The organism is Nocardia veterana NBRC 100344, from assembly GCF_000308855.1.
Lineage (GTDB): Bacteria > Actinomycetota > Actinomycetes > Mycobacteriales > Mycobacteriaceae > Nocardia > Nocardia veterana.
On sequence record NZ_BAGM01000027.1, the window covers coordinates 25,706 to 51,773 of the forward strand.

At 67.7% G+C, this 26,068-nt stretch carries 24 protein-coding genes and 1 riboswitch; of the genes, 18 read left to right on the top strand and 6 right to left on the bottom strand.

Annotated features, from left to right (window positions below; all coding sequences use genetic code 11):
- Nucleotides 1-2 precede the first annotated feature (2 nt).
- Together ON37_RS04730 and ON37_RS04735 are read right to left on the bottom strand one after the other, a co-directional pair.
- Nucleotides 3-1,358 carry an MFS transporter gene (locus tag ON37_RS04730; RefSeq protein ID WP_051031206.1) on the bottom strand — a complete coding sequence of 452 codons (1,356 nt, stop codon included), beginning with the start codon at nt 1,356-1,358 and terminating at the stop codon, nt 3-5.
- Between the two features lie 86 nt (nt 1,359-1,444).
- On the bottom strand, nt 1,445-2,428 hold the full coding sequence (locus tag ON37_RS04735; RefSeq protein WP_085997226.1) for a GlxA family transcriptional regulator: 984 nt from the start codon (nt 2,426-2,428) through the stop codon (nt 1,445-1,447).
- 69 nt (nt 2,429-2,497) lie between these two features.
- On the opposite strand from ON37_RS04735, the gene ON37_RS04740 reads away from it, so the two are divergent.
- The 4 genes from ON37_RS04740 to ON37_RS04755 all read left to right on the top strand — a co-directional run bounded on the left by ON37_RS04740 (nt 2,498) and on the right by ON37_RS04755 (nt 8,238).
- A complete protein-coding gene (locus ON37_RS04740; protein ID WP_040717074.1) occupies nt 2,498-3,460 on the top strand; it encodes an NADP-dependent oxidoreductase in 963 nt (320 codons plus the stop codon).
- A gap of 213 nt (nt 3,461-3,673) precedes the next feature.
- Nucleotides 3,674-4,072 (top strand): PPOX class F420-dependent oxidoreductase, encoded by a 399-nt coding sequence (locus ON37_RS04745; protein ID WP_040717077.1) that lies wholly within the window; start codon nt 3,674-3,676, stop codon nt 4,070-4,072.
- Nucleotides 4,073-4,237: 165 nt separating this feature from the next.
- Entirely contained in the window at nt 4,238-7,579 is a 3,342-nt protein-coding gene (locus ON37_RS04750) for an error-prone DNA polymerase (RefSeq protein ID WP_040717129.1), read from the top strand.
- Between the two features lie 428 nt (nt 7,580-8,007).
- Nucleotides 8,008-8,238, top strand: coding sequence for a DUF167 domain-containing protein (locus ON37_RS04755; RefSeq protein WP_040717132.1), 231 nt, complete (start codon nt 8,008-8,010; stop codon nt 8,236-8,238).
- Nucleotides 8,239-8,264: 26 nt separating this feature from the next.
- Here ON37_RS04755 and ON37_RS04760 read toward each other — a convergent pair whose 3' ends face one another.
- Complete coding sequence (locus tag ON37_RS04760) at nt 8,265-8,729, bottom strand: tRNA (cytidine(34)-2'-O)-methyltransferase (RefSeq protein ID WP_040717133.1); 465 nt, start codon at nt 8,727-8,729, stop codon at nt 8,265-8,267.
- Between the two features lie 335 nt (nt 8,730-9,064).
- Between ON37_RS04760 and ON37_RS04765 the strand changes: the two genes are divergently transcribed.
- Together ON37_RS04765 and ON37_RS04770 are read left to right on the top strand one after the other, a co-directional pair.
- Nucleotides 9,065-9,589: a GNAT family N-acetyltransferase gene (locus ON37_RS04765; RefSeq protein ID WP_245553043.1), complete on the top strand. Its 525-nt coding sequence runs from the start codon at nt 9,065-9,067 to the stop codon at nt 9,587-9,589.
- A 160-nt stretch (nt 9,590-9,749) separates the two neighbouring features.
- Nucleotides 9,750-9,995, top strand: a complete 246-nt coding sequence (locus ON37_RS04770) for a DUF3017 domain-containing protein (RefSeq protein WP_051031212.1) — start codon at nt 9,750-9,752, stop codon at nt 9,993-9,995.
- A gap of 44 nt (nt 9,996-10,039) precedes the next feature.
- On the opposite strand, the gene metX is transcribed toward ON37_RS04770, so the two are convergent.
- Nucleotides 10,040-11,203, bottom strand: a complete 1,164-nt coding sequence (gene metX, locus ON37_RS04775) for a homoserine O-acetyltransferase MetX (RefSeq protein ID WP_245553045.1) — start codon at nt 11,201-11,203, stop codon at nt 10,040-10,042.
- A gap of 248 nt (nt 11,204-11,451) precedes the next feature.
- A riboswitch (SAM riboswitch) is annotated at nt 11,452-11,563 on the bottom strand.
- 310 nt (nt 11,564-11,873) lie between these two features.
- Between metX and ON37_RS04780 the strand changes: the two genes are divergently transcribed.
- The 3 genes from ON37_RS04780 to ON37_RS04790 all read left to right on the top strand — a co-directional run bounded on the left by ON37_RS04780 (nt 11,874) and on the right by ON37_RS04790 (nt 15,190).
- On the top strand, nt 11,874-13,091 hold the full coding sequence (locus tag ON37_RS04780; protein WP_040717083.1) for an NADP-dependent isocitrate dehydrogenase: 1,218 nt from the start codon (nt 11,874-11,876) through the stop codon (nt 13,089-13,091).
- 168 nt (nt 13,092-13,259) lie between these two features.
- A complete protein-coding gene (locus ON37_RS04785) occupies nt 13,260-14,501 on the top strand; it encodes an MFS transporter (RefSeq protein WP_051031207.1) in 1,242 nt (413 codons plus the stop codon).
- Between the two features lie 143 nt (nt 14,502-14,644).
- On the top strand, nt 14,645-15,190 hold the full coding sequence (locus ON37_RS04790; protein ID WP_051031208.1) for a potassium channel family protein: 546 nt from the start codon (nt 14,645-14,647) through the stop codon (nt 15,188-15,190).
- 15 nt (nt 15,191-15,205) lie between these two features.
- Here the strand turns inward: ON37_RS04790 and ON37_RS04795 are convergent, their stop codons facing one another.
- Complete coding sequence (locus ON37_RS04795; protein WP_040717088.1) at nt 15,206-16,075, bottom strand: NAD(P)H-binding protein; 870 nt, start codon at nt 16,073-16,075, stop codon at nt 15,206-15,208.
- 91 nt (nt 16,076-16,166) lie between these two features.
- Between ON37_RS04795 and ON37_RS04800 the strand changes: the two genes are divergently transcribed.
- The 9 genes from ON37_RS04800 to ON37_RS04840 all read left to right on the top strand — a co-directional run bounded on the left by ON37_RS04800 (nt 16,167) and on the right by ON37_RS04840 (nt 25,355).
- Nucleotides 16,167-16,805 carry a TetR/AcrR family transcriptional regulator gene (locus tag ON37_RS04800; protein WP_051031209.1) on the top strand — a complete coding sequence of 213 codons (639 nt, stop codon included), beginning with the start codon at nt 16,167-16,169 and terminating at the stop codon, nt 16,803-16,805.
- 16 nt (nt 16,806-16,821) lie between these two features.
- Complete coding sequence (locus ON37_RS04805) at nt 16,822-17,466, top strand: TetR/AcrR family transcriptional regulator (protein WP_040717144.1); 645 nt, start codon at nt 16,822-16,824, stop codon at nt 17,464-17,466.
- Nucleotides 17,467-17,902: 436 nt separating this feature from the next.
- Nucleotides 17,903-19,120: a lipid-transfer protein gene (locus tag ON37_RS04810; RefSeq protein WP_040717093.1), complete on the top strand. Its 1,218-nt coding sequence runs from the start codon at nt 17,903-17,905 to the stop codon at nt 19,118-19,120.
- A gap of 39 nt (nt 19,121-19,159) precedes the next feature.
- Nucleotides 19,160-19,594, top strand: a complete 435-nt coding sequence (locus ON37_RS04815) for a type II toxin-antitoxin system Rv0910 family toxin (RefSeq protein ID WP_040717096.1) — start codon at nt 19,160-19,162, stop codon at nt 19,592-19,594.
- An 8-nt stretch (nt 19,595-19,602) separates the two neighbouring features.
- The gene (locus tag ON37_RS04820) at nt 19,603-20,478 is read left to right on the top strand and encodes a MaoC/PaaZ C-terminal domain-containing protein (RefSeq protein ID WP_040717099.1); all 876 of its coding nucleotides are present in this window, start codon (nt 19,603-19,605) and stop codon (nt 20,476-20,478) included.
- A gap of 70 nt (nt 20,479-20,548) precedes the next feature.
- Complete coding sequence (locus tag ON37_RS04825) at nt 20,549-21,418, top strand: SDR family oxidoreductase (protein ID WP_040717101.1); 870 nt, start codon at nt 20,549-20,551, stop codon at nt 21,416-21,418.
- A 15-nt stretch (nt 21,419-21,433) separates the two neighbouring features.
- Nucleotides 21,434-22,723, top strand: coding sequence for an acyl-CoA dehydrogenase family protein (locus ON37_RS04830; RefSeq protein ID WP_040717104.1), 1,290 nt, complete (start codon nt 21,434-21,436; stop codon nt 22,721-22,723).
- Nucleotides 22,720-23,595, top strand: a complete 876-nt coding sequence (locus tag ON37_RS04835; protein WP_083892724.1) for an alpha/beta fold hydrolase — start codon at nt 22,720-22,722, stop codon at nt 23,593-23,595. The genes ON37_RS04830 and ON37_RS04835 overlap by 4 nt, the downstream gene beginning before the upstream one ends.
- Nucleotides 23,592-25,355, top strand: a complete 1,764-nt coding sequence (locus tag ON37_RS04840) for an AMP-dependent synthetase/ligase (RefSeq protein ID WP_040717108.1) — start codon at nt 23,592-23,594, stop codon at nt 25,353-25,355. The genes ON37_RS04835 and ON37_RS04840 overlap by 4 nt, the downstream gene beginning before the upstream one ends.
- Before the next feature lie 52 nt (nt 25,356-25,407).
- Here the strand turns inward: ON37_RS04840 and ephH are convergent.
- Nucleotides 25,408-26,068: epoxide hydrolase EphH (gene ephH / locus ON37_RS04845; RefSeq protein ID WP_040717110.1), on the bottom strand; the 661-nt coding region annotated here is incomplete at its 5' end.

Genomic DNA, 26,068 nt, shown 5'->3' on the forward strand with positions numbered 1-26,068 from the left:
GCTCAGGCAGTGAGGCGGTCGTCCTCGCTGATGAACCGCGTCGCGATCACACTGACCACCGCCGTGGCCGCGAGATATCCGCAGGCCAACCAGGGGGTTTTACCCCCGGCGGCGATCAGGGCGGTCACGATCATCGGGGTGATTCCGGAGGCGTAGATCCCGGACACCTGATAGACGAACGACAGACCCGTATACCGCACCTCGGGCGGGTACAGCCCGGCGTACAACGTGCCTTGCGCACCGTAGAACAGGGCGTGCGCCACACCGAACACCGCGATGATCGCGATCGTGAACACCACGATGTTGCCCACTTCGAACAGGGCGAACACGGGATAGACCAGCACCCCGTAGGCGGCGATGCCGGCGATGTAGATCCGTCGCGGTCCGAAGCGGTCGGTCAGGATTCCCGATACCGGAATCAGGGTCGCCATCACCAGGGCGGCGATGGTGACCGCCAGCAGCACCGGAACCTGCGCGAAGCCGAGATGTCCGGTGGCGAAGCTGATGGCGAAGACGCCCCAGGTGTTGAAGGCCGCGCCCTCACCCCAGCGCGAGAGCAATCCGAGCACCGTGTTGCGCCGGGTGCGCGCGTTCCGGAACAGTTCGACCACGGGCACTTTCGAGATCCGATTGAGCCGGTCGATCTCTCGGAAAGCCGGCGTCTCGTCGATCTTGAGCCGCACCACCAGTCCGATCAGCACCAGAATCACGCTCGCGCCGAAGGCGATTCGCCAGCCGTAGGTGAGGAAGGCGTGCTCGCTCAACACCGAGCGCAGCAGGGCGAAGACGCCGGTGCCCAGCGCGAGACCGAGCGCCAGGCCGATCTGCGGATAGCTGCCGAACCGCCCCACCTTGCGGCGCGGGCTGTGCTCGACCGCCAGCAACACCGCGCCGGCCCATTCCCCGCCGAGGGCGAATCCCTGCAGAATTCGCAAGCACAGCAACAGGATCGGCGCGGCGATGCCGATCGCCGCGCTGGTGGGAAGCGCACCCATCAGCGCGGTGGACACACCCATGATCGCCATCGTCAACGCCAGCGTCCGCTTGCGGCCGATCCGGTCACCGATATGGCCGAATACCAGGCCGCCGATCGGCCGCATCACGAATCCGACCGCGAAGGTCGCGAACGACAGCATCGTGCCGACGAACGCACTGGTATCGGGAAAGAACAGTTTGTTGAAGACGATGCCGGCCGCGGTCGAATAGAGGAAGAAGTCGTACCACTCCACGGTGGTGCCGATCAGGCTCGCCGCGACCGCGGTCCGGGTATCGAGGGTGCCGAGATGTTCCGCTTCGGTCCCGTCCGAGTTGCGCTCGCCGCCGCGCGCCTTCGCCGGCGCGGACTCCAGTAACGACATGGGGTCCCTTTCCGTCCGCCGTCGATTCGCGCAGTGACATTAGGGCCCGGCAGGTACCTGCGGAAAGGGTTCGGATCAGTGAGATTTCAGCGCACCGAATGCGGCTGCCTCGACGCCGCGTGAAAGGTGCGGCGGTAGGCCAGCGGCGACACCCCGATCGCCTGATGCAGGTGCTGGCGTAGGGAGGCGCCGGTGGCGAAGCCGACCTCGAGGGCGATGCGGTCCACCGGCAGATCGGTCGATTCCAGGAGTTCGCGGGCACGAAAGACGCGCTGCTGGATGAGCCAGCGGCCCGGACTCATCCCGACCTCGTCGCGAAACCGGCGGGCGAAGGTGCGTCCGCTCATGCGGGCCCGCTCGGCCAGGTCCGCCATGGTGATCGGCAGATCCAGATGCTCGAGCGCCCACTGGCGGGCCGCGGCCGTACCCGCGGAACCGGGCGGGGGCACCGGTTGCTCGATGTACTGCGCTTGACCGCCCTCGCGCCACGGCGGCATCACGCAGCGCCGGGCCACCATATTGGCGACCTCGCTGCCGTGGTCGACGCGCACCAGGTGCAGGCACAGATCGATGCCGGCGGTGGCTCCGGCCGAGGTGAGAATGTCGCCGTCGTCGACGTACAGCACGTCCGGGTCCAGGCGCACCCGGGGAAAGGCCCGCCGCATCCGGTCGACGAGGTTCCAGTGTGTGGTCGCGGGCCGCTCGTCGAGCATGCCGATCGCGGCCAGTACCGCCGCGGCCGTGCACAGCGACACGATCCTGGTCCCCGGCCGGATCCGGCCGAGCGCTCGCGCGACCGCCGGCGGCACCGCACCGGCCAGGTAGGGGGAAATCTCACACGGCGGAATCACCACGGTCCCGGCGGTTTCCAGCGCCGTGGCGTCGTGCTGCACGACCACCGAAAAGTCCGCGCTGCTGCGCACCGGCTGCCCGTCCACGGAACAGGTCAGCACCTCGTAGCAGTCGGCGGCGACACCGAACACCCGTGCGGGAATGCCCATTTCGAACGGATAGACCCCGTCCAGTGCGAGTACCACCACCCGGTGCCGCTGTGACCGCTCCGACTGCATGGCACGATTCTATCGAATGTTGTCTTTTATGCCATTTTCCTGCCGGCCGCTGCCGGGCACGCTGAGGGCATGACGAACGACACGATTCCCGCCACCATGCGAGCGATCGCTCAGGACACGCTCGGCGGCCCCGAGGTGCTGCACGAGGTCCGGCGCCCGGTGCCGCAACCGGGAGCGAGCGAGATCTTGGTGCGGGTACGAGCAACCGGCCTCAACCCGACCGACTGGAAGCACCGCAGCACGCCGGGACTGATGTTGCCGCCGCCGCCCTTCGTGCTCGGCTGGGACGTGGCCGGCGAAGTGGTCGCGACCGGTCCCGGGGTCACCCTGTTCACCCCCGGTGATGTGGTGTTCGGCATGCTGCCGTACCCGCACGGCCACGGTGCCGCCGCCGAGTACGTCACCGGACCGGCCCGCGCCTTCGCCCGGAAGCCGGACAACCTCGACGTGGTTCAGGCCGGCGCCGTGCCGTTGGCCGCGCTGACCGCGTGGCAGGCGCTCGTCGACACCGCGAATGTGCAAGCCGGACAGCGGGTTCTGATCCACGCCGCCGCGGGCGGCGTCGGACATTTCGCGGTGCAGATCGCCAAGGCTCGCGGCGCGTTCGTGATCGGTACCGCGAGTGCCGCGAACCACGACATCGTGCGCGAGCTCGGTGCCGACGAGGCGATCGATTACCGCACCACGGATTTCACCACCGCGGTCCGCGATGTCGATGTGGTGGTGGACCCGCTCGGCCCCGACAGTGCGCTGCGCTCGTTGCGCACCCTGCGGCCCGGGGGTCTCCTCGTCTCGCTGCGCATGTTCGACACCGCCCAGCTGGACGCCACCGCCGAAAAACTCGGTGTGCGAGCCTGTTTCATGCTCGTCGAGGCCGACCGTGCGGGCATGGTGGAGATCGCCGAGCTGGTCGCGGCCGGATTGCTGCGCCCGGTGATCGCGGGTGCCTTCCCGCTCGCCGAGGCCGCGAAGGCGCATGCCCTCGGCGACACCGGGCGAACCGTCGGGAAGCTGGTCCTCACGATCGACTGACGGTCGCGTGACCGAGTCGTGCGGGTGCAAGCCCATCGCATCGCATCGGATCTAGCAACACTAGACACTCTAGCGATATGCATGCTACCGTCGCTTCTGTGCCTAGCGTTGCTAGAATTCGAGGTGGCAAGGGTTGGTCCCGAGCTTCCCGAAGCACGACTCCGGCCGACCGCCGGAGATCTCCGCTGTCGATTCATCGAGGAGTAACCGGCAATGACCTTCACCAGCAATGAACAGCAGTTCCTCGCGGAGGCCGGGATCGGCCGGCTGGCGACGGTGTCGCCCGACGGTGTGGTGCAGAACAATCCCACCAACTACCGGGTGAACGCCGACGGCACGATCGATATCGGGGGTATGCGCATGCGGGCCAGTCGCAAGTACCGCAACGTCGCGGCGGGCAGCCGGGTGTCGTTCGTCGTCGATCAGCAGGTTTCCTTGGAGCCGTACGTGATTCGCGGCATCGAGGTGCGCGGCACGGCCGAGGTTCTCGACGATGCGGAGCCGCCGTTCCCGCAGCAGGAACGCGCGGTCATCCGCATTCGCCCCGAGCGGATCATCTCCTGGGGCATCGACGGCGGCCCCTTCGACTTCGCCGGTCGCGGCGTCGGATAGAGCAGCGCCGACGAGTCCGTGCGGAGGGTCGGTGCCGCCCGGTGCTACCGCGTCCGGCTGGGGCGGCCGCCTGATCCGGGTAGGCGCTGTCGGGTCTGCGCGCGGGTAGGCGCACCGGATATGATCGAAATCGAATATATGTTCGATCTCGGCGAGGTGTGCGGTATGGGCTGGGGAAACGGTCCGCCGACCTGGGCGGAAATGGAGCGGGTGCTCTCCGGTCTACCCGGGCGCGGGTCCGGCCCGCCGGGCGACGGGGGCGACAGCCCGGCGTGGTCGCGGACCCGCGGAACCTACCGAGCGGGTTCGCGACCGCCGCAGGGCGGGCCGGTGGTTCCGTATGCGGAATTGCATGCCCATTCGGCCTACAGCTTCCTCGACGGAGCCTGCCAGCCCGAGGAGTTGGTGGAGGAGGCGGTGCGGCTCGGCCTGGAGGCACTGGCGCTGACCGATCACAACGGCTTCTACGGGGTGGTGCGCTTCGCCGAGGCCGCTGCCGAATGGGGGTTGCCGACGGTATTCGGCGCCGAATTGTCGCTCGGTGAAACCGGCGACGCGGCAACGATATTCGGGTCCGCGCCGCCGGCCGACTCCGCCCCGCGCACCGGGGAACCCGACCCGGCCGGACCGCATCTGCTGGTGCTCGCGCGGGGGCAGGAAGGCTATCGGCGGCTGTCTCGGGAAATGTCGGCCGCCCATATGGTGGCCGGTGAGAAGGGCATTCTGCGCTACGACCTGGATCGGCTCGCCGCCGCCGCGGACGGGCACTGGCAGATTCTCACCGGCTGCCGCAAAGGCCATGTGCGCCGGGCGCTCGAGCGCGGCGACGCCGAGGCGCTGGCGGCCTTGCGTGATCTGATGGATCGCTTCGGATCCGATCGGGTGAGCGTCGAACTCACCCACCACGGCGGCCCCGAGGACGAGGAGCGCAACGCGCGGCTGATCACCCTCGCCGAGCGGCTGAAACTACCGGTGATCGCTACCACCGCGGCGCACTTCGCCGCACCCGCGCAGCGGCGGCGGGCCATGGCGCTGGCGGCGATCCGGGCTCGGCGCAGTCTGGACGAGATCGACGGCTGGCTGCCGCCCGCCGGAGGTGCGCACCTGCGTTCGGGCGCGGAGATGCTGCGGTTCTTCCCCGATTGCCCGCAGGCGGTGACCGGCGCCGCCGAACTCGCCCGCGAATGCGCCTTCGATCTGCGGTTGATCGCGCCGGAACTACCGCCGTGCGACGTGCCCGCCGGGCACGACGAGAATTCCTGGCTTCGCAAACTCACCCTCGACGGCGCGCTCGAGCGCTACGGACCACCGGAACGAAATCCCAAGGCATATCGGCAGATCGAACACGAACTGCGCATCATCACCGAGTTGAAGTTCCCCGGCTACTTCCTGATCGTGCACGATATCGTCGATTTCTGCCGGCGCAACGACATCCTGTGCCAGGGCCGGGGATCGGCGGCCAATTCGGCGGTCTGTTACGCGATCGGCATCACCAATGTGGATCCGGTCGCCAACGATCTGCTGTTCGAACGCTTCCTCGCGCCCGAACGGGACGGGCCGCCCGATATCGATCTCGATATCGAATCCGATCGCCGGGAGGAGGCGATTCAGCACGTCTACTCCAGATACGGCCGCGAGTACGCCGCCCAGGTCGCGAATGTGATCACCTATCGCGGTAAGTCGGCGGTGCGCGATGCTGCTCGCGCACTGGGTTTTTCGCCGGGCCAGCAGGATGCGTTCGGCAAACAGGTGAGCCGGTGGACCGGAGTGGCCGCGGAGACACATACCGATATCCCGCCGCGCGTGCTCGAGTTGGCCGGTGAGATCGAAGGGCTGCCCCGGCATCTGGGTATTCATTCCGGAGGAATGGTGATCTGCGATCGGCCGATCGCCGACGTCTGTCCGGTGGAATGGGCGCGGATGGCCGGCCGCAGCGTGTTGCAATGGGACAAGGACGATTGTGCCGCAGCGGGTTTGGTGAAATTCGATCTGCTCGGGCTGGGCATGCTGTCGGCGCTGCACTACATGATCGACCTGGTGCACGAGCACAAGGGGGAGAAAATCGAATTGCACGCCCTGGATCTCACCGAACCCGGCGTGTACGAGATGCTGGCGCGGGCGGATTCGGTGGGGGTCTTCCAGGTGGAGTCCCGGGCGCAGATGGCGACCCTGCCGCGGCTGCGTCCGCGCGGTTTCTACGATCTGGTCGTGGAGGTCGCGCTGATCCGGCCCGGTCCCATTCAGGGTGGTTCGGTGCACCCCTATATTCGCCGCCGCAACGGCCGTGAAGAGGTGACCCTCGATCATCCGGCGTTGAAGAATTCGCTGGCCCGGACGCTCGGCATTCCGCTGTTCCAGGAGCAACTCATGCAGATGGCGGTCGATATCGCGGGATTCACGGCGGCGGAGGCGGACCAGCTGCGCCGGGCGATGGGTTCCAAACGCTCGACCCAGCGCATGGAACGACTACGGGAACGTTTCTACCAGGGCATGCGCGATTTGCACGGCATCACCGGTGAGCTGGCCGACCGCATCTACGAGAAGATCTATGCCTTCGCGAATTTCGGCTTCCCGGAAAGCCATTCGCAGAGTTTCGCCGCCCTGGTGTTCTATTCGGCCTGGTTCAAACTGCACCACCCGGCCGCCTTCTGCGCGGGTCTGCTGAATGCACAGCCGATGGGTTTCTACTCGCCGCAATCGCTGGTGGCCGATGCTCGGCGGCACGGGGTCGTGGTGCACGGGCCCGATGTCAATCACAGCCTCGCCGGGGCCACCTTGGAAGAGCGCGGCACCCAGGTCCGCTTGGGTCTGTCGTCGGTCCGGCACATCGGTGACGAGCTGGCCGAAAAGATCGTCGCGGCACGGGCTTCCGGTCCGTACCGGTCGTTTCTGGATCTGACCGGTCGGGTGGAATTGACCGTGCCGCAGGCCGAGGCGCTGGCCACCGCAGGCGCGCTGGGGAGTATCGGATCCGATTCCGGACGGGGGCTGGAGCGGCGGGAGGCGCTGTGGGCGGCCGGTGCGGCCGCGGGAGAGCGAGCCGACCGATTGCCGGGGACCGGTGCGATCACCGATGCGCCGGTGCTGCCCGGTATGAGCGATGTGGAAATGGCGGCCGCGGATGTGTGGGCGACCGGAGTGTCACCCGGCAGCTATCCCACCGAATTCCTGCGCTCGCGTCTGGACGAACTCGGCGCCGTCCCCGCGGATCGGCTGCTCGCGGTACCGGACGGATCGAAGGTGCTGATCGGCGGTGCGGTGACGCATCGGCAGCGACCGGCCACCGCGTCCGGGGTCACCTTCGTCAACCTGGAGGACGAAACGGGCATGGTGAACGTCGTGTGCTCGGTGGGGTTGTGGCGGCGGTACCGCCGGATCGCCCAGGGAGCGACCGCCCTGCTGATCCGCGGCCGGGTGCAGAACGCCGAGGGCGTGGTGAGTGTGGTGGCCGAGCACCTGCAACGACTGGAGTTGCGGATGCCCTCGAAATCTCGCGATTTCCGCTGAACCGGGTGCGTCTTTCGCTACGGGGTGCGGCTGTGTGATCGAACGTGACACCGGTCGTGGTGCCTGGCTACTGTTCGAAAAGAGTTCGGTAGTCACGCTTTTCACGCTGCGTTCCAGATTCGGATTCATCACAGGGGGGCGATATGACCGAGGCCGGCGCCGTCGACACGAGCGCACACAGCCGGGGTGGGCCGCGCAGCCTGCGTCGCAGGGTCGCCGCCGCGGATCTCGAGGTGGAGGTGCGCCGCGACGGATCGGGCCCGGCGAATGCCGGGTCCGGGGATCTGATCACCATCACGAGTACCCGCGAACGGATTGCTGGCGCACGATGTGGTCGACGTACGGGTCCGTACCGGCTGAGGGTCCGCCGCGCGCGGGCGGCTACTCTGCCGGAACACGCTTCCAGCAGAACTACCGAGGAGCAGCCGGTGGCGACCGTGGTCCGCGCGACCATCAAACCCAACAGCCGCAAGGGCCCACTCGTCGAAACTCTCGACGACGGCACGCTGCAGCTGTACGTTCGCGCCCCCGCGGTGGAAGGTAAGGCCAACAGGGCCGCCGTCGAATTGCTGGCCGAGCATTACGGCGTGGCCAAATCGGCGGTGCGTCTCACCGCCGGCGCCACCTCCCGGTTCAAACGCTTCGAAATCGACGACTGATTACGACGGTTACGCCGCGCCCGGAACTACACCGCGCCCGGAAACCCGAGCTGCCGCCACGCCTCGTACACCGCGACCGCGGCGGCATTGGACAGGTTCATCGACCGGCGTCCCGGCAGCATCGGAATGCGCACCTGCTCGGTGATGTGCGGATCGGCCAGCACCTCGGCCGGTAATCCGGTCGGTTCCGGCCCGAACAGCAGCACGTCTCCGGGCCGATAGGCGATATCGGTGTTGTGGGTGGTGGCGTGGGTGGTGAAGGCGAAGACCCGCTCGGGTCGCAGCGCTTTCCATGCGGCCGTGAGGTTTTCGTGCACGGTGACGACCGCGAGATCGTGATAGTCCAGCCCGGCGCGACGCAGCTTCGGTTCCGACAGATCGAATCCGAGCGGTTCGACCAGATGTAGTTCACAACCCGTGCCGGCCGCCAAGCGGATCGCATTCCCGGTATTCGGGGGGATTCGCGGTTCGAAGAACACCAGCTTGAGCACACGCAGACGGTACCTGCCTCCGTCGCGCATCACGCAGCGACCGGGTCGGAATCCGTTGTCTGCTATTGTGACCGAAGGTCGTCGGTGTGACGGCCGGTCCGTTCCATCGGTGCTGGATATCCGGTATCCGACGCGTTTTCCGGGAGGTGGGTTGATGACTGTGTGTGCGGCCGAAACGCGCGTACATGCCGAGCACCCTTTCCGGGTCGTCGGCTCCTCCTACGCGTCGGCCTGATCTCGTCCACGGCCGCACCGAGCGATTGCTCAGGTGCGCGACCGAATCGATTCATCACCCGAGATCCATCATTCGAAAAATAGGAAACGGATTCACACCGATGTCTATTCAGATGTCTGTCGACGGCTGGTCGACGCGCGCCGAAACCGCCGCCGATATCCCCGCCGTCCACATGCTCAACACCGCGGCATTCGGCCGGCCGGACGAGGCAGATCTCGTCGATGCACTGCGCGACGATCCGGCCTGGATCGACGGTTTGTCGATCGTGACGACCGCGGCGGACGGCGCCGTCGTCGGTTACGCGCTGCTGACTCGCTGTCATATCGGGCAGACCGCGGCGCTGTGCCTGGGGCCGTGCGCGGTGCTGCCCGGCCGGCAACGCACCGGCGCCGGATCGGCGGCCATCCGCACCGCGTTGCGGGCGGCCGCCGAACGTGGGGAGCATTTCGTCACGGTGCTCGGGCATCCCGAGTACTACCCACGGTTCGGCTTCCGTCCGGCCTCCCGATACGGCATCGACGTCAGCATCGACGTGCCCGATGAGGCACTGATGGCACTCGGCCTCGATCCGGGCCGACCGCTCCCGGCGGGCCGGATTCACTACGCCGAGCCGTTCGGTATCTGACCGATCCCGGGTGGTCCGGCCGCAGACCGGCGGCCGGGCCACCCGCCAGGTCGGTTGCGACGGTCCCGACCGTGCGAGAATCGCAGGCGTGACCGACGCCCCCGCTACCCAACCGCACCGATCCAGCCCGGCGAATCGGTTCTTCCAGGTTCATCTGCCGATGGTGCTGGTGGTCGTGGTGCTGCTGGTCGCGGTGGTTTTCGTCGCCCAGGACCGGTGGCGCCGCGGCGCCTTCTTCATCGGCGGCGCGACGCTGCTCGCCGCGGCGTTCCGGCTGTGTCTCCCGCCGGCCCGCGTCGGCCTGCTGGCCGTACGCAGCAGGCCGTTCGATATCGGCGCCTATACCGTGCTCGGTGGGGCGATCATCGTGCTCGCGGCGACCATCAGCAGTCTCGGCGTCGGCTAGCTGGGCGCCGGCCCCTTCTCATGGTGGCGCGACGCCGTGCCGGATCAGGAACGGGCGTCGCGAGCGGCGACGGCCAGGTCCATGGTCTGCGCGAGCAGTTTGCCGATCGCTTCGATCTCGGTGAGGAACCCGTCGTGGCCGTCGCGCGAATGCACCACTTCCAGGCCCTTGCAACCGGGGAGCAGATCGGCGAGCTCCTGCTGGGTCCGCAACGGATACAGCCGGTCCGAGTCGACCCCACCCACGATGCAGGGGACCGGTGTGGCAGCCAGCGCCGCCTCGATGCCACCGCGACCGCGGCCTACGTCGTGGCGATTCATGGCCTCGGTCAACAGCACGTAGGTCGCCGCATCGAACCGGGCGACCAGCTTGTCGGCCTGATGGTCCAGATAACTCTGCACCGCGTAACGGCCCCCGTCCCAAGGGTTTTCATCGCCCTGGGCAGAGTTGCCGAACCGGTGATCGAGCTCGAATTCGGTGCGGTAGGTCAAATGCGCGATCCGGCGGGCGATACCCAGTCCGGCGCGGGGACTGCGGCCGGTGCCGTGGTAGTTGCCGCCCTGCCAGTCCGGATCGGATGTGATAGCCGCGATCTGCGTGGTCTGGGTGCCGATCTGATCCGCGGTGGCCCGGGCGCCGACGGCCAGCACCAGTGCCGCGTCGACCCGGTCGGGGTAGCCGACCATCCACTCCAGGACCCGCATTCCGCCCATCGATCCGCCGACCACCGCCGCGAGTCGCGGCAGGCCCAACAGGTCGAGCAGCGCCACCTCGGCGCTCACCTGATCGCGAATCGAAATTCCCGGAAACCGTGCGCCCCACGGCTTTCCGTCCGGCGCGACAGATGCCGGGCCGGTGCTGCCCTGGCAGCCACCGAGGACGTTGGTGGCGATGACGCACCAGCGGTCGGTGTCCAGCGCCGCCCCGGGGCCCACCAGGCCGTCCCACCACCCCGGCAGCGGGTGCCGCTCGTCGGGTCGGCCGCAGACGTGGGAATCGCCGGTCAGCGCATGTTCGACCAGCACCACGTTGTCCAGGTCGGGCGAGAGTTCGCCCCAACGCTGCACCGCCAGTTCCACGCCGGGAACGACGGCGCCGTTCTCCAGTCGGATGTCGCCGATCGCGATGGTGCCGAGGCTGCCGTCCGGTGGTGGTAGCAGCGTCGTTGCACCGGGGCGGGACGTGCTCGATTCGATGCTCACGGTCACCGTGCCGTCACCGCGCCGGACCGGGTCGCACCACTGATTCCCGCGCACATCGTCGCACCGCGGACCGGCCGGGCCTGGCGCCGGTGGCCGTCTCATCGGCACGGAAACAGTGCGCATACGTGGTCGAGGCGACACGGATGACAGGGGAACACACATCCTCGATGGTAGCGACACGCCTGTGCCGCTCCGCCGCCTCCACGCCCTTGTAGCGGGTGGTCACGGTGGACTCGCTCACTTGTTGCTCCTGATCGTCGCGCTTGCCCTCGGCTTTCGAGAGCCCGGTCAATCACCCGGAGCACCCCACCGCAACTGGAGGGTTGCCGGCCAGCGAGCCGGGGCTTCGCACTGGCACTCATGACCTGCCGTGGATGGTAACAATCGTCCGAGACGAGGGCGAGGGTTGGGCTCAGCGGAACGAACGGGACCCGCCGGAGTGGCTTCTGCGTCGCGGCACCGGCCCGGATGCCGATGTGACGTGGGTATCTCTCAATGGGACCGCGCCTGTCGGTGAGACACAGCGCACCAGTACGCTTGTCTTGTTTAGCACCAGGCGTCTCGTGGACAACGCGGGGCGTATACGTTGTCTGTTGAACAGCTGGGGTCCGCTCACAAGCGTGCTCGCCTGGCCGTGCAATGGGAGCACACCTTCCTTAGGAGGACACGAAGATCCATGTCCAAGATCAAGGTTGAAGGGACCGTCGTCGAACTCGACGGCGACGAGATGACCCGGATCATCTGGCAGTTCATCAAGGACAAGCTGATCCATCCGTACCTCGATGTGAACCTCGAGTACTACGACCTCGGCATCGAATCCCGCGACAAGACCGATGACCAGGTCACCGTCGACGCGGCCAACGCCATCAAGAAGCACGGCGTCGGTGTCAAGTGCGCCACCATCACCCCCGACGAGGCGCGCGTCGAGGAATTCGGTCTGAAGAAGATGTGGCGTTCGCCGAACGGCACGATTCGAAATATTCTCGGCGGCACCATTTTCCGCGCGCCGATCATCATCTCCAATGTTCCGCGTCTGGTTCCCGGCTGGACCAAGCCGATCATCATCGGCCGTCACGCCTTCGGCGACCAGTACCGCGCCACCGATTTCAAGGTGCACCAGGCCGGCACCGTCACCCTCACCTTCACGCCGGAGGACGGCTCCGAGCCGATCGTCCACGAGGTCGTGAAGATTCCCGAGGACGGCGGCGTCGTCATGGGTATGTACAACTTCAAGAAGTCCATCGAGGACTTCGCGCGGGCCTCGCTCAACTACGGCCTGCAGCAGAACTACCCGGTCTACATGTCGACCAAGAACACCATCCTGAAGGCCTACGACGGCATGTTCAAGGACACCTTCCAGGAGATCTACGAGACCGAGTTCAAGGAAGAGTTCGACGCCGCCGGACTGACCTACGAGCACCGGCTGATCGACGACATGGTCGCCTCCGCGCTGAAGTGGGAGGGCGGCTACGTCTGGGCCTGCAAGAACTACGACGGCGACGTGCAGTCCGACACCGTGGCGCAGGGCTTCGGCTCGCTGGGCCTGATGACCTCGGTGCTGCTCACTCCGGACGGCCGCACCTGTGAGGCCGAGGCCGCGCACGGTACCGTCACCCGGCACTTCCGCCAGCACCAGCAGGGCAAGCCCACCTCCACCAACCCGATCGCCTCGATCTTCGCGTGGACCCGTGGTATCGCCCACCGCGGCAAGCTGGACAACACCCCCGAGGTCATCGGCTTCGCGCAGACCCTCGAGGATGTCGTCATCAAGACCGTCGAAAGCGGCCAGATGACCAAGGACCTGGCGCTGCTGGTCGGTGGCAACCAGGGTTATCTGACCACCGAGGAATTCCTCGGTGTGCTCGATGCGAATCTGGCGCGCGAGTTGAGCTGAGCGCCTTCGACCGGCCGGGATTCCGGCGCGGTCGGTGTGAAGATATCCGGGCACCCGCCCCCACCGCTTCCGGTGGCCGCGGGTGCCCGAATTGTTTCCGCGTCCGGGTGAGTCGAATCACCGCCGGTGCGGGGATCACTCGTGGACCGGCGTGCGTTGGCCACACCTATGGCCGACTCACTCTCCGTGCGTACCGAGCGCCCTGTCGACGCCGCGGATCCTGTGCGGTCCGGTTGGCACCTGCCGGCGATGCTGGCGCTCGCATTGGGCGGTTTCGGCATCGGCACGACCGAATTCGTCACCATGGGCCTGCTGCCGGATATCGCCGCGGATTTCGGGGTCTCGGAGCCCACCGGCGGCCACGCGGTGTCGGCGTACGCGCTCGGCGTCGTGGTCGGAGCGCCGGTGATCGCCGCGCTGTGCGCGCGGATGCCGCGCAAGCGCCTGTTGATCGCGTTGATGGTCGCGTTCACCGTCGGCAATATCGCCTCGGTGCTGGCGCCGGCGTTCCCGGCACTGGTGGCGGCGCGGTTCGTCGCGGGCCTTCCGCACGGCGCCTATTTCGGCGTCGCGTCGCTCGCGGCCGCGTCGCTGGCGCCGGTAGGGCAGCGGGCCAAGGCGGTCGCCGCGGTGATGCTCGGCCTGAGCGCGGCCAACGTGGTGGGTGTCCCCGCGGCCACCTGGCTGGGGCAGGGCCTGGGCTGGCGCGATGCCTATATCGTCGTCGCCGTCATCGGCCTGGCGACGGTCTTCGCGATCTCTCGGTTCGTCCCCGACCTGCACGGGGTGCGGGTGACCGATCCGCGCACCGAACCGACCGCGCTGCGCCGCTCCCAGGTCTTGTTGACCCTGCTGGTGGGCGCCGTCGGCTTCGGCGGCATGTTCGCGGTCTACACCTACATCACCTCGACGCTGACCGATGTCGCCGGGATGGAGCAGGGGCTGGTGCCGATCGTGCTGGCGCTGTTCGGCCTGGGCATGGTGGCGGGCAATATCGTCGGTGGCGTGCTGGCCGACCGCGGTGTGGACCGCTCGGTTTTCCTCGCGCTGATCGCGATGGTGGTGATTCTCGCGGGTTTCGTTGCCGCAGCCCACAATCCGTTCACCGCCGCCGTGGGCGCCTTCCTGGTCGGTGCCTCCGGGGCCGCCCTGGCGCCGGGGCTGCAAACTCGGCTCATGGATGTGGCCCACGATGCGCAGACCCTCGCGGCCGCGCTCAACCACGCTGCCCTGAACATCGCCAACGCCGCCGGCGCGTGGCTCGGCGGCCTGGTGATCGCGGCGGGTCTCGGGTACACGGCCCCGGCCGTGGTCGGAGCGGGGCTGGCCGTCGCGGGCGTGCTGCTGTTCACCGTCACCATCTGGATCGCCCGTCGGCAGCGGGATCGGCTTCCGGTCCGCGGGTACTGAGTTCCGCGCGCGGACACGAGGGCGCCGGGGACCGCGCCCGAGTTCGGCGCGGCGGCCCGCATGTCGATGCCCGCGATGACGCTCGGTGCGGGCGAGAATGCCGGGAGCGGGCAACAGCCCGTGCGACGGAACCGGGAGCGCGGATGGACCCTCATCAGCAGTGGTTGCCGGCGGAGAACCCGCGCCGACGTCGGCTGCTGCTGGCGGCGGCCGCGCGCACCGCGCTGACCACCGTGGTCCTTACCACTCTCTACTTCGTCCTTCCGCTGCACGGACCGAATCGAATCGGGCTGTGGGCGGAGTTGGCCGGTGGCTTCGTGGTCGTGATCGCGTTGATCGCGTGGCAGGTGCGGCGGGTGGTGGCCGCGCGATATCCGGGACTGCGGGCGGTCGAGGCGCTGGCGTTGACCGCGGTGGTGTTCATCCTCTTGTACGCGACGATCTACTACGAGCTCTCGGTGACGGCCCCGGACAGTTTCACCGCGCTGCTGACGCGCGTGGACGCGTTGTATTTCACCGTGACCGTGCTCGGCACCGTGGGCTTCGGCGATCTCGCGGCCACCACGCAGGTCGCCCGGATCCTGGTGACGGTTCAGATTCTGGCGGATCTGGTCCTGCTCGGCGCCGGGGTGCGGCTGCTGGTCGCCGCGGCGCACCGTGGTCGCGCCCGCTCGGCGTCGTCGACGTAGTACCGGCGTGATCCGCTACTGCCAGGCGCCGGTCGCCGCGGCTTCGCGAGCGAAGGCCTCGAACGACCGGGGTGGGCGCCCGAGCACCTGCTCGACCCCGTCGAACGGATGCGAGTAGGCGCCGCTGGAGTGGCCCCGCGCCGCAACACTCACGAAGTCGATCGAGTCGGAGGTCAAGCCCTCTGCCCGGGCTCGGCGCACCCATTCGTCCAGTTCCACCCGCACGTAACCGATGTCACGGCGCAGGGTGCGGCCGATGATCCCGACCGCTTCCTCCTGGGGAAACGCCCGAGGACCGGACAACTCGTACACCTTCCCCGCATGGCCGGGCGTGGTGAGCGTCCGGACCGCCACCTCGGCGATATCGGCGACATCGATGAAGTCCAGGTTCGCGACCGGCCCGGTCGCGACATGGGTCACCCGGCCGTGCCGAATGCCGGACAGCAACGGTTCGGCCAGGAAATTCTGGTTGAACACGCCCGGACTGAGCACGGTCCATTCGGCCTCGATCCGGCGCACCGATTCCTCGAGCGCGATCATGTACGGGCTCGCGGGGTTCGCCCGCGCGCTGCGCCCGGACAGCAGGACGAATCGGCGGACACCGCACGCGTGCGCGGTCGCGACGAATTCGGCGACCGCTGCCGACCGGAATCCGACGCTGCCGGCCGCACCGACGCGCAGCGCACCGGTCATCGGGGCCGCGATGTACACGGCGTCGATCCCGCGCAGCGCCGCCCGCCAGGTCGACGGATCGTCCCAATCGAAAGGCGGTGTGCCCGTACGGGATCCGCCGCGGACGGCATGGCCGAGCTGTCGTAGCCCGGCGGCCACCCGGCTGCCGGTGTTTCCGGTGACTCCGGTGACGAGAAATTGCTGTGCAGACATCGGCTCTCCCTTTTCGTGTCGTGCCGCCGTGCGGGAGCCATACTCGGCACGGCACATTGGACCGGCAAGTCCGGTCTCGTAGGCTGGCCGGGTGCCGAAGGGATTGACGGCGAAGGGCGCCGCGACGCGGACCAGGGTGCTCGCCGGGGCCGCGGAGCTGATCTCCCACCGCGGCGTCGCCGATACCACGCTCGACGACATCCGGATCGCGACCGGAACGAGCAAAAGCCAGTTGTTCCATTACTTTCCGGGCGGCAAGGACCAGCTGCTGACCGAAGTCGCCCGCTTCCAGGCCGAGCGGGTCCTCGATACCGTGCGCGCCCGGATGAATCCGCTCACCAGCTGGGCCGCGTGGCGGCAGTGGCGGGATCAGCTGCTGGGGGAGTACGACAGCCTCGGTGCGCCCTGCCCGCTGTCGGTGTTGATCAACCAACTCGCGCCGGCCACCCCCGGTGCGCGGCTGGTGGTCGCCTCGATGGTCACGCAGTGGCGGGCGCACGTGCGTGCGGGTATCGAGCAGATGCGGGCGACGGGTGCGATTCGGCCCGAGCTGGATCCGGAGCGTGGGGCGGCCGCGGTACTCGCCGCGGTGCACGGCGGCGCTGCCCTGATGGCGCTCACCGGTTCCGTGGACGATCTCGCCGCCGCCCTCGATGCCGCGATCGACTATCTGCGCTGCCCGCCCGGCCCCGTCCCCGAGCGGGTCAGTTCCATGCAGTCGTGTATGTAAGCGTAAGATGGCCGGAATGACCAGGTCCGGAGTATCGAAACCGCCGCGCCGCACGCAGGAACAGCGCAGCAGTGAGATGCGGGTGCGCTTGCTCGACGCCACCATCGACTGTCTGGTCGAATACGGCTATGCGGGCACCACGACGCCCCGAGTGGCCGAACGAGCCGGCGTCACCCGCGGTGCGCAGGTCCATCATTTCGGCTCGAAGACCGATCTGGTCGTGGCCGCGGTCTCCCACCTGGCTCAGCGCCGCACGGAGGCGGCGATGAAGGAGCTCGGCCGGTTGCGTGCCGGTGACGATCCGATCGGCGCCACCCTGGATGCGATGTGGGAGCTGCATCAGGGCCCGCTGTTCATCGCCGCGATGGAGTTGTGGGTGGCCGGCCGGACCGATCCGGTGCTGGCCGCAGCGGTCGAGAAGGTCGAACCGTTCGTCAACAACGCGGTGCTCATGGCGGTATCGCAGCTGGTGCCTGATGAGATGCGGCGCAAGGAAGTTCGAGATTTCGCCTATACCGCGATGGATACCCTGCGCGGAATTCTGGTCTCCACGTTCGTCTCCTCGGATCCCGACCGCGGATACCGCCGGTGGCAGCGCGCGTCGGCACAGCTGCGCCGCGCCGCCGAGGCCGGCCTGCAGGGACTTGGCATCGCCGACTGAGTATCCCGGCCCCGGTGCGGGGAAGGGTGTTGTTCGCATCGATCCGACGCCGCCCGCGGTAGCCGGAGGGCCGGATCGTCGGCGTGCGATGACCGCCGTCCACGCCCCCGGCCGCTGCCGTCGCGGCGGTGGTTCGGGTCCGGCCGGACCGTAGCGAGGGGGAGGTTCGGCGCCCGAGCGGGCCGCTCGGGGCCGCCGGACGCCGTACCGGCTGGCTGCAATATCGCCGTCCCGGCCGCTTGCTTCCAGGTCCGGCAGGTTGCTCTGTACGTGGCAATACAACCGTTCTACGTGGATCTTTGCGTCAACAATGCAGTGATCGCTCGCTCCCTATTGCGCTCTTACATACAGCTTTGTATGTTTGTTTTCAGTTCGATCGAAACGGATCGACCACTGCCGCTGCGCTGCGGCGGCCGATCGTGAGAAGGGTGGCTCGATGGCGAACAAGGTCTACGTTGTCGGCGTCGGCATGACGAAGTTCGAGAAGCCGGGGCGACGTCAGGTCGAGGAGGCCGACGGAACCACGCGGGCATGGGATTACCCGGACATGGCGCGGGAATCCGGCACGAAAGCGCTGGCCGACGCCGGCATCGACTACCGCGAGGTGCAGCAGGCCTACGTCGGCTACGTCTACGGTGAGTCCACCTCGGGACAGCGCGCGGTCTACGAACTGGGGATGACCGGGATCCCGGTCGTCAATGTGAACAACAACTGCTCGACCGGCTCCACCGCGCTCTACCTTGCGGCACAAGCGGTTCGGGGCGGACTGGCGGACTGCACGCTGGCTCTCGGCTTCGAGAAGATGCAGCCCGGTTCGCTCGGTTCCACCTGGGACGACCGCGAGCAACCGATGGCCAAGCACATGATGGCACTGGCCGAGATCTCCGAGGTGCTGTTCCCGCCCGCGCCGTGGATGTTCGGCGCGGCCGGCCGCGAGCACATGAAGCAGTACGGCACCACCGCGGAGCATTTCGCGAAGATCGGCTACAAGAACCACAAGCACTCGGTGAACAACCCGTATTCGCAGTTCCAGGACGAATATTCGCTCGACGACATCCTGGGTGCGCGGATGATCTACGACCCGCTCACCAAGCTGCAATGCTCGCCGACCTCCGACGGTTCGGGTGCGGTGATTCTCGCCTCCGAGGATTTCGTCGATCGGCACGGCCTGGCCGCCCGCGCGGTGGAGATCGTGGGCCAGGCGATGACCACCGACTTCGCCTCCACCTTCGACGGCACCGCCAAGAACATCATCGGCTACGACATGAATGTGCAAGCCGCGCAGCAGGTTTACCAGCAGTCCGGCCTCGGTCCACAGGACTTTCAGGTGATCGAGCTGCACGACTGCTTCTCCGCCAACGAGCTGCTGCTGTACGAGGCGCTCGGCCTGTGCGGCGAGGGTGAGGCCGGCAGCCTCATCGACGGTGAACAGACCACCTACGGCGGCAAATGGGTGGTCAACCCGTCCGGCGGGCTCATCTCCAAGGGACATCCGCTGGGCGCGACGGGTCTGGCGCAGTGCAGCGAGCTCACCTGGCAGCTGCGCGGTGAGGCCGACAAGCGTCAGGTCGAGGGCGTCACCGCCGCATTGCAACACAACATCGGCCTCGGCGGCGCCGCGGTCGTCACCGCCTACCAGCGCGCCGACCGCTGACCTCCCGACACCACCACCGACTCGACGAGGAGTACGAACATGGGCCACATCGAAGCCACCAAGAATCTGAACGCCACCCCCGACGCCTTGTGGGCCGTCGTCTCCGACCCGCAGACCTGGGACAAGTGGTTCACCATCCACGAGCGCTGGATGGAGGAGCCGCCGGCCACCCTCACCGCCGGCTCGAAGCTGGTCGCCAAGATCATGATGCTGGGCATGGCGAACAAGATCGAATGGGTTGTCGAAGAGGTGAATTCGCCGAACAACCTGGTGCTCAGCGGCACGGGTATGGCAGGTGTGAAGGTGAGGTTCGCCTTCGACATCCAGCCCGAGGGCGCCGGCAGCAAGTTCTCGGTCTCCGGCGACTTCGAAGGGGCGCTCATCAAGGGCGCGCTCGGTAAGGCGGTGGAGAAGGACGGCGCCAAGCAGCTGGACAAGACCCTCGAGCAACTCGACGCCCTCGCCACGGCATAGGAAGCGCGATGGCTACCGAAACAGCGCCGCAGCCGGTCGAATTCGACGACACGGGCTTGAACGTCTGGTCCGACGAGGAACATTTCGAGGTCACCCGCGAGCGCATCGCCGAATACGCCGCCGCCACCAACGATCCGATTCCGGCCCATCTGGCCGGTGACGTCGCCTCACCCGTCTTCGCCATCGTCCCGGTCTTCGAGGCGATGATGATGCCGGTCATCGATGTGGTGCCGATGGACATCTTCGGCCGGGTCGTGCACGGCGAACAGGACTTCCACTTCCATCGCCCGATCCGGCCCGGTGACCGGCTGGTCTCCCGCGCCAAGGCCGTCGGCTACGAGGGCCGGGAGAACGGCACCACCATCACCATCCTCATCGAATGCCGGGACGCCGACGGCGAATTGGTCAACGAGCAGTACCTGACCGCCTTCTTCCGCAATATCGACGTCGGTAAGCAGGTAGGCGAGAGCGCCCCGTCGCACAAGTTCGATCCCGGCCTGGCGGAGCGACCACCTCTGGCCCGGGTCGCCGCCCACGTGGACGACGATCAGACCTACCGTTACGCGCCGGCCTCCGGTGACCCGGTGCCCCTGCATCTGGACGAACAGGTCGCCAAGGATGCGGGCCTGCCCGGCATCATCGCGCACGGCCTGTGCACCATGGCGATGTCCTCGTGGGCGGTGTTGACCGAGGTCGCCGGCTCCGATGTGCACCGGTTGAAGCGGTTCGCGGTGCGCTTTTCGAAGATGGTCTTCCCCGGTGACGACCTGGAGACCCAGATCTGGAAGGTCGGCACCACCGGCGCCGACACCACCTACGCGTTCCGCACCGCCCGGGGCGCCGATCTCGTCCTGACCGACGGCCTCGCGGTCGTCGCCGAATGATCACCCGCTGCGGCGCGAATCCGACCGCGCCGCAGCGGCTCTCAGCTACCCGATTCAGAGGAGATATGTCATGGGTGCACTGGAGGGGCGGGTCGCCGTCATCACCGGCGCCGGTCGCGGGATAGGCCGCGAGCACGCGCTGCTGTTCGCGCGGGAAGGCGCCGCGGTCGTGGTGAACGACCTGGGCGGAAGTAACGCCGGCGAGGGCGCCGATGCCGGCCCGGCGCAGGAAGTGGTCGAGGAGATTCGCGCCGCGGGTGGCAAGGCGGTGGCCAACACCGACAATGTGGCCCGCTGGGACGGTGCGAAAAACCTTGTCGATCAGGCCGTCTCGGAATTCGGCGGCCTGGATGTGGTGATCAACAACGCCGGCATCCTGCGCGACGGCTTCATCGCCGGACTGGAGGAGTCGCAGTGGGATGCCGTGATCGCGGTCCATCTCAAGGGGCATTTCAACGTGTTGCGGCACGCCGCGGCGTATTGGAAGGACCAGTCCAAGGCCGGTAATCAGCCCAACGCGGCCGTGGTCAACACCGCGTCGGCCTCCGGCGTCACCCTGCCCAATGCCGGACAGGCCAACTACGGTGCGGCGAAGGCGGGCATCGCGGCCTTGACGCTGGTCGCGGCCGAGGAGTTGGAGCGCTACGGGGTGCGGGTCAACGCCATCGCCCCGATGGCCCGGACGCGCCTGACCCTGGCCACGCCGGGAATGGGCGCGATCTTCGCGGCCGAGGTGGAGGAGGGGGAATTCGACGCGTTCAGCCCCGCCAACATCTCACCGCTGGTCGCCTACCTGTCCACCGACAAGTGCCCGATCACCGGCAAGGTGTTCGCCGTGCAGGGCGGCGCCATCTCCGAACTCGGCGGATGGCACGACGTGAAGACCATCGAAACCGACGGCCCCTGGCTGATCGACGATATCGCCGCCCGGCTGCCCTGATCGAGGAGAACAACGATGTTCGAATGGTCCGAGACCGACGAGATGATCCGCGCGGCCGTCCGCGCCTTCATCGACAAGGAGGTCAGACCGCATCTCGACGCGCTCGACAGCGGTGAGATGCCGCCGTACCCCATTCTGCGAAAGCTGTTCAGCGAGTTCGGCATCGACGCGATGGGCGCCGAGGCGGTCGAGAAGATGCTCGCCAAACAGCGGGCCGCCGAATCCGCACCGGCGGAGGCCGGCGGCGCGGAGAAGAAGCCGAAGTCCGCGGGCAGTCCGTTCGGTGGCCAGGAATCGCTGATGGCGGTGCTGATCAGCGAATTGTCCGGGGTGAGTATGGGTTTGGTCGCGGCCATGGGGGTGTCGATCGGTCTCGGTGCCGCCACCATCATGTCGCGCGGCACGCTCGCGCAGAAGGAACGCTGGCTGGCCGATATCGTCACCCTGAAAAAGGTCGCCGCCTGGGCGATCACGGAGCCGGATTCCGGCTCGGACGCCTTCGGCGGCATGAAGACCTCGGTCAAGCGGGACGGTGAGGACTACATCCTCAACGGTCAGAAGACGTTCATCACCAACGGGCCCTACGCCGATGTGGTGGTCGTGTACGCCAAACTCGACGAGGGCGACGGCAGTGCCGGTGGTCGCTCCGCAGGCTCCGCTCCGGTGGACAAGCGTGATCGCAAGGTGCTGACCTTCGTTCTCGACAAGGGAATGGAGGGCTTCACGCAGGGCAAGCCGTTCAAGAAGATGGGCCTGCACTCCTCGCCCACCGGCGAATTGTTCTTCGACAACGTGCGGCTGGGCCGGGACCGGCTGCTCGGCGAGACCGAGGAACACAAGGGTGGCGACGGACGCGACAGCGCGCGAACGAGTTTCGTCGCCGAACGGGTCGGCGTGGGATTCATGGCGCTGGGCATCATCAACGAATGTCACCGGCTCTGTGTGGAATACGCCAAGACGCGCAAGCTCTGGGGCCAGGAGATCGGCCGCTTCCAGTTGGTGCAGCTCAAACTCGCCAAGATGGAGATCGCCCGCATCAACGTGCAGAACATGGTGTTCAACACGCTCGAACGCGGCCGCGCCGGCAAGCCGCCGACGCTGGCCGAGGCCTCGGCGATCAAACTGTACTGCTCGGAGGCGGCCACCGAGGTCGCGATGGAGGCGGTCCAGCTGTTCGGCGGCAACGGTTACATGCAGGAATACCGCGTGGAGCAACTCGCCCGCGATGCGAAATCACTGATGATCTACGCCGGCAGCAACGAGATTCAGGTGACCCACATCGCGAAGGGCCTGCTGGGCCGGTGATCACGCAATCCCGGGTGTGCTACAACGGCGTGCACACCCGGGTGTCGACCGTCGCCGGTGCCGGGACGCCGATCCTGTTCCTGCACGGCTTCGCCGATTGCGCCGACACCTGGCGCGATGTGCTGGCGGAACTGGATCGGCGGGGCCGCGCCGCCCTGGCCGTCGACGTGATCGGGCACGGCGAGGGCGATCCGTTCCGGCCCGGCGACCTGCTGCCTCAACTGGATCGCTTCGTCGACGGGGTGCTCGAAGCCACCGGACCCGTTGTGCTCGTGGGCAATTCGCTCGGCGCGATGATGGCGGTACGGGCCGCGAAACGTCGTCCGGAGCTGGTGGCGGGCATCGTCACCCTGGACGAGCCCATCCTCTCCGCCGATCGGTTGGCGCGCTTCGCCCGCGGTGCCCGGGCCGCGTGGCTGCTCGGCGGGCTGCGGCGGGTGCCGGTCCCGGCGGTGGCCGCGCGGGGCATGGTCGGCTGGGCGACGCGTGGCCTGCTCTACGGCAGCCGCGCCGGCGCCGATCCGGTGGTCATTGGCCGTTGGTCGGACCGCTACGGGCAGCGGGAGCGGATGTTCTGGCTGCTGGAGCACGCCCTGCGGTTCGCCCGCGAAACCGCCGGGGGCTACCCGCCCGATCCGGTCGGCTGCCCGGTGCTCATCGTGCACGGCGGCCGCGACCGTATCATTCCGCCCCAGGCCAGCCGCGATCTGCACCGCCTGCTCCCGGGCAGCGAGCTGGTCATTCTGCCGACCGCCGGTCACTGTCCACAACTCGACGATCCGGTCGCCGTCGCCGCGCTCGTCGCGAAGTTCGCCGCCGCGCTGCCGCGAGCCGAGGGCGAGGCCGGCTTCCGAGACAGGGAATCCATATGAGCGAGCACCTCGCGCCGACCATGTGCGCGGCATTCCAGCGAACGGCCGCCCGCTACCCGGAACGTATCGCGTTGCGCGGTCCGGCCGGCACACCGAGCTTCACCTGGCTCGAGTACGCGGCGCGGGTCCGTGCGATCGCGACCGGGCTGTCGGGCATCGGCGTCGGGCCCGGTGACACGGTCGCCCTGATGCTGACCAACATCCCGGAATTCCATCTCGCCGACACCGCGGTCCTGCACGTCGGAGCCGTCCCGTTCTCGATCTACAACACCTTTGCGCCGGAACAGATTTCGCATCTGTTCCGGAACGCGGGCAATCGGGTGGTGATCACCGAGTCCCGCTTCCTGGACGTCATTCGGGCCTCGGACCCGCGGGGACGGCTCGAACACATCGTCTGTGTGGACGGCCCCGTCGAGGGCTGTCTGTCACTCGACGAATTGGCCGACATCCCGGCTCCCGGGTTCGATTTCGAGGCGGCCTGGCGGGCGGTAGGGCCGAGCGACCTGGTGACCATCGTCTACACCTCGGGCACCACCGGCCCGCCCAAAGGGGTGGAGCTGACCCACGGGAATCTGCTGGCCGAATTCGCGGCGGTGGAAGCCATGCTGCCGGTGGGTCCCGACGATCGGGTGGTGTCGTATCTGCCCGACGCTCATCTGGCCAATCGGGCGTTCTGCCACTACAACAGCATCGTCGAGGGCGTGCAGATCACCACGGTGGCGGATCCGAAACAGTTGATCGAGGTCCTGCCGCAGGTCCGGCCGACCTTGTTCCTCGCGGTCCCGGCCATCTGGTACAAGATCAAGGCAGGACTCGAATCCGTGGTGGCACAACGTGATCCGATCACCCGGCGCATTCTCGAGCATGCCATCGGCGTCGGCACGGAGGTGGCCCGGCGGCGCAGCGATCGGCGGCCGATCCCGATCTCGCTGCGGGCGCGTGACGAGCTGCTGCAACGGACCGTCCTGCGGGCGCTGCGGGCACGGATGGGCTTGGACGAGGTGCGGGCCGCATTGAGCGGCGCCGCGCCGATCGCACCGGATGCGATGGCGTTCATCCTCGGACTGGGCCTGACGGTCTGCGAAGCCTGGGGGATGACCGAGACCTCGGCCGCCGCCACGGCCAATCCGCCCGACGCCATCCGCATCGGCACCGTCGGCAAGGCGTTACCGGGCGTCGAGGTCGCCGTGGCCGACGACGGCGAGCTCTTGGTGCGCGGCCCCCTGGTGATGCGGGGGTATCGCGACGATCCCGAACAGACCGCCGCCGCGATCGATACCGACGGCTGGCTGCACACCGGTGACGTCGGCACCGTCGACGCCGACGGTTACGTGCGCATCCTCGACCGGAAGAAGGAACTGATCATCAACGCGGCCGGTAAGAACATGTCGCCATCGAATATCGAGGGCGCCGTGCGGGTCGCGTGCCCACTGGTCGGCTCCGTCGTCGCGATCGGCGACAACCGCAAGTACGTGACCGCCTTGCTCACCCTCGACCCGGACGTCTGTGCCGCACGCATGCCCGGTGGCGAGACCGATCCGGCGCGACTCGCGGCCGATCCGGATCTGCGCGCCGCGGTCGAGGCCGCGATCGCGGCCGCCAACGAGCGACTGTCGCGGGTCGAGCAGATCAAGCGCTTCACGATCCTGCCCACGGTCTGGGAACCCGGCGGTGACGAACTCACCCCGAAGATGTCGTTGAAGCGAAAGATGATCAGCGCGAAGTACGCCGCCGAAATCGAGGCCATGTACCCGAGCTGATGGCGGCCGGCGGATCGGCGCCGAGGGGTTCGAACCGATCCGCCGGCCTTTCTCACACCGCCCGCAAACGCGTGCGGCTGGCATAGACGTGCTCGGCGATCAGGGTCGCGATCCGATCGGGAGCCTCCAGCATCGGGACATGGCCGACGCCGTGTACCAGGATGCGATCGGCCGACTCGGGCAGTTCGCGCAGGAATCGCTTGGCGTACATGCGATTCGGGATGATCCGGTCGTATTCGCACATCAGCAGGCGCACCGGCGTCCGCACCGTGGACAGATCGTCGAGGACCGCCATTCGCAGTCCGCTGGCGATCAGCGGCAGCATCGCGGCGCAGTTGGTCGCCGACATGATCGCCGCCTCCACGCCGCGGCGCGGCGCGGCGGCGACGTCCTTGCTCAGCAGCATGGCGGTGGCGCGCCGGACCGGCGCACTGAACCGGATCGAGACGGGCAGCCGCTTGCCGATTTCGACGATCGGGACCAGTGAGAGGAACTCCAGCCCCACGCGCAGCTGTGCCAGCGACGGATTGTGCCAGCCGCCGGCGGGTGCGATCGCGGTGAGCGTGCGGGCCCGGCCCCGGCGGGCCAATTCGAAGCCGACCCACCCGCCGAGCGAGTTACCAGCGATATGGCAAGTGCGCCAACCCAATTCGTCGAGTTGCTCCTCGACCCGATCGGCGAGCAGATTCACGTCGATATACCAGCCGCTGAGA

Bases quoted from the DNA above. Each gene is read 5' to 3' on its own strand.
- ON37_RS04730 (WP_051031206.1), bottom strand. From the start codon at position 1,358: ATGTCGTTACTGGAGTCCGCGCCGGCGAAGGCGCGCGGCGGCGAGCGC.
- ON37_RS04735 (WP_085997226.1), bottom strand. From the start codon at position 2,428: ATGCAGTCGGAGCGGTCACAGCGGCACCGGGTGGTGGTACTCGCACTG.
- ON37_RS04740 (WP_040717074.1), top strand. From the start codon at position 2,498: ATGACGAACGACACGATTCCCGCCACCATGCGAGCGATCGCTCAGGAC.
- ON37_RS04745 (WP_040717077.1), top strand. From the start codon at position 3,674: ATGACCTTCACCAGCAATGAACAGCAGTTCCTCGCGGAGGCCGGGATC.
- ON37_RS04750 (WP_040717129.1), top strand. From the start codon at position 4,238: ATGGGCTGGGGAAACGGTCCGCCGACCTGGGCGGAAATGGAGCGGGTG.
- ON37_RS04765 (WP_245553043.1), top strand. From the start codon at position 9,065: ATGTCTATTCAGATGTCTGTCGACGGCTGGTCGACGCGCGCCGAAACC.
- ON37_RS04770 (WP_051031212.1), top strand. From the start codon at position 9,750: ATGGTGCTGGTGGTCGTGGTGCTGCTGGTCGCGGTGGTTTTCGTCGCC.
- ON37_RS04780 (WP_040717083.1), top strand. From the start codon at position 11,874: ATGTCCAAGATCAAGGTTGAAGGGACCGTCGTCGAACTCGACGGCGAC.
- ON37_RS04785 (WP_051031207.1), top strand. From the start codon at position 13,260: ATGGCCGACTCACTCTCCGTGCGTACCGAGCGCCCTGTCGACGCCGCG.
- ON37_RS04790 (WP_051031208.1), top strand. From the start codon at position 14,645: ATGGACCCTCATCAGCAGTGGTTGCCGGCGGAGAACCCGCGCCGACGT.
- ON37_RS04795 (WP_040717088.1), bottom strand. From the start codon at position 16,075: ATGTCTGCACAGCAATTTCTCGTCACCGGAGTCACCGGAAACACCGGC.
- ON37_RS04805 (WP_040717144.1), top strand. From the start codon at position 16,822: ATGACCAGGTCCGGAGTATCGAAACCGCCGCGCCGCACGCAGGAACAG.
- ON37_RS04810 (WP_040717093.1), top strand. From the start codon at position 17,903: ATGGCGAACAAGGTCTACGTTGTCGGCGTCGGCATGACGAAGTTCGAG.
- ON37_RS04815 (WP_040717096.1), top strand. From the start codon at position 19,160: ATGGGCCACATCGAAGCCACCAAGAATCTGAACGCCACCCCCGACGCC.
- ON37_RS04820 (WP_040717099.1), top strand. From the start codon at position 19,603: ATGGCTACCGAAACAGCGCCGCAGCCGGTCGAATTCGACGACACGGGC.
- ON37_RS04825 (WP_040717101.1), top strand. From the start codon at position 20,549: ATGGGTGCACTGGAGGGGCGGGTCGCCGTCATCACCGGCGCCGGTCGC.
- ON37_RS04830 (WP_040717104.1), top strand. From the start codon at position 21,434: ATGTTCGAATGGTCCGAGACCGACGAGATGATCCGCGCGGCCGTCCGC.
- ON37_RS04840 (WP_040717108.1), top strand. From the start codon at position 23,592: ATGAGCGAGCACCTCGCGCCGACCATGTGCGCGGCATTCCAGCGAACG.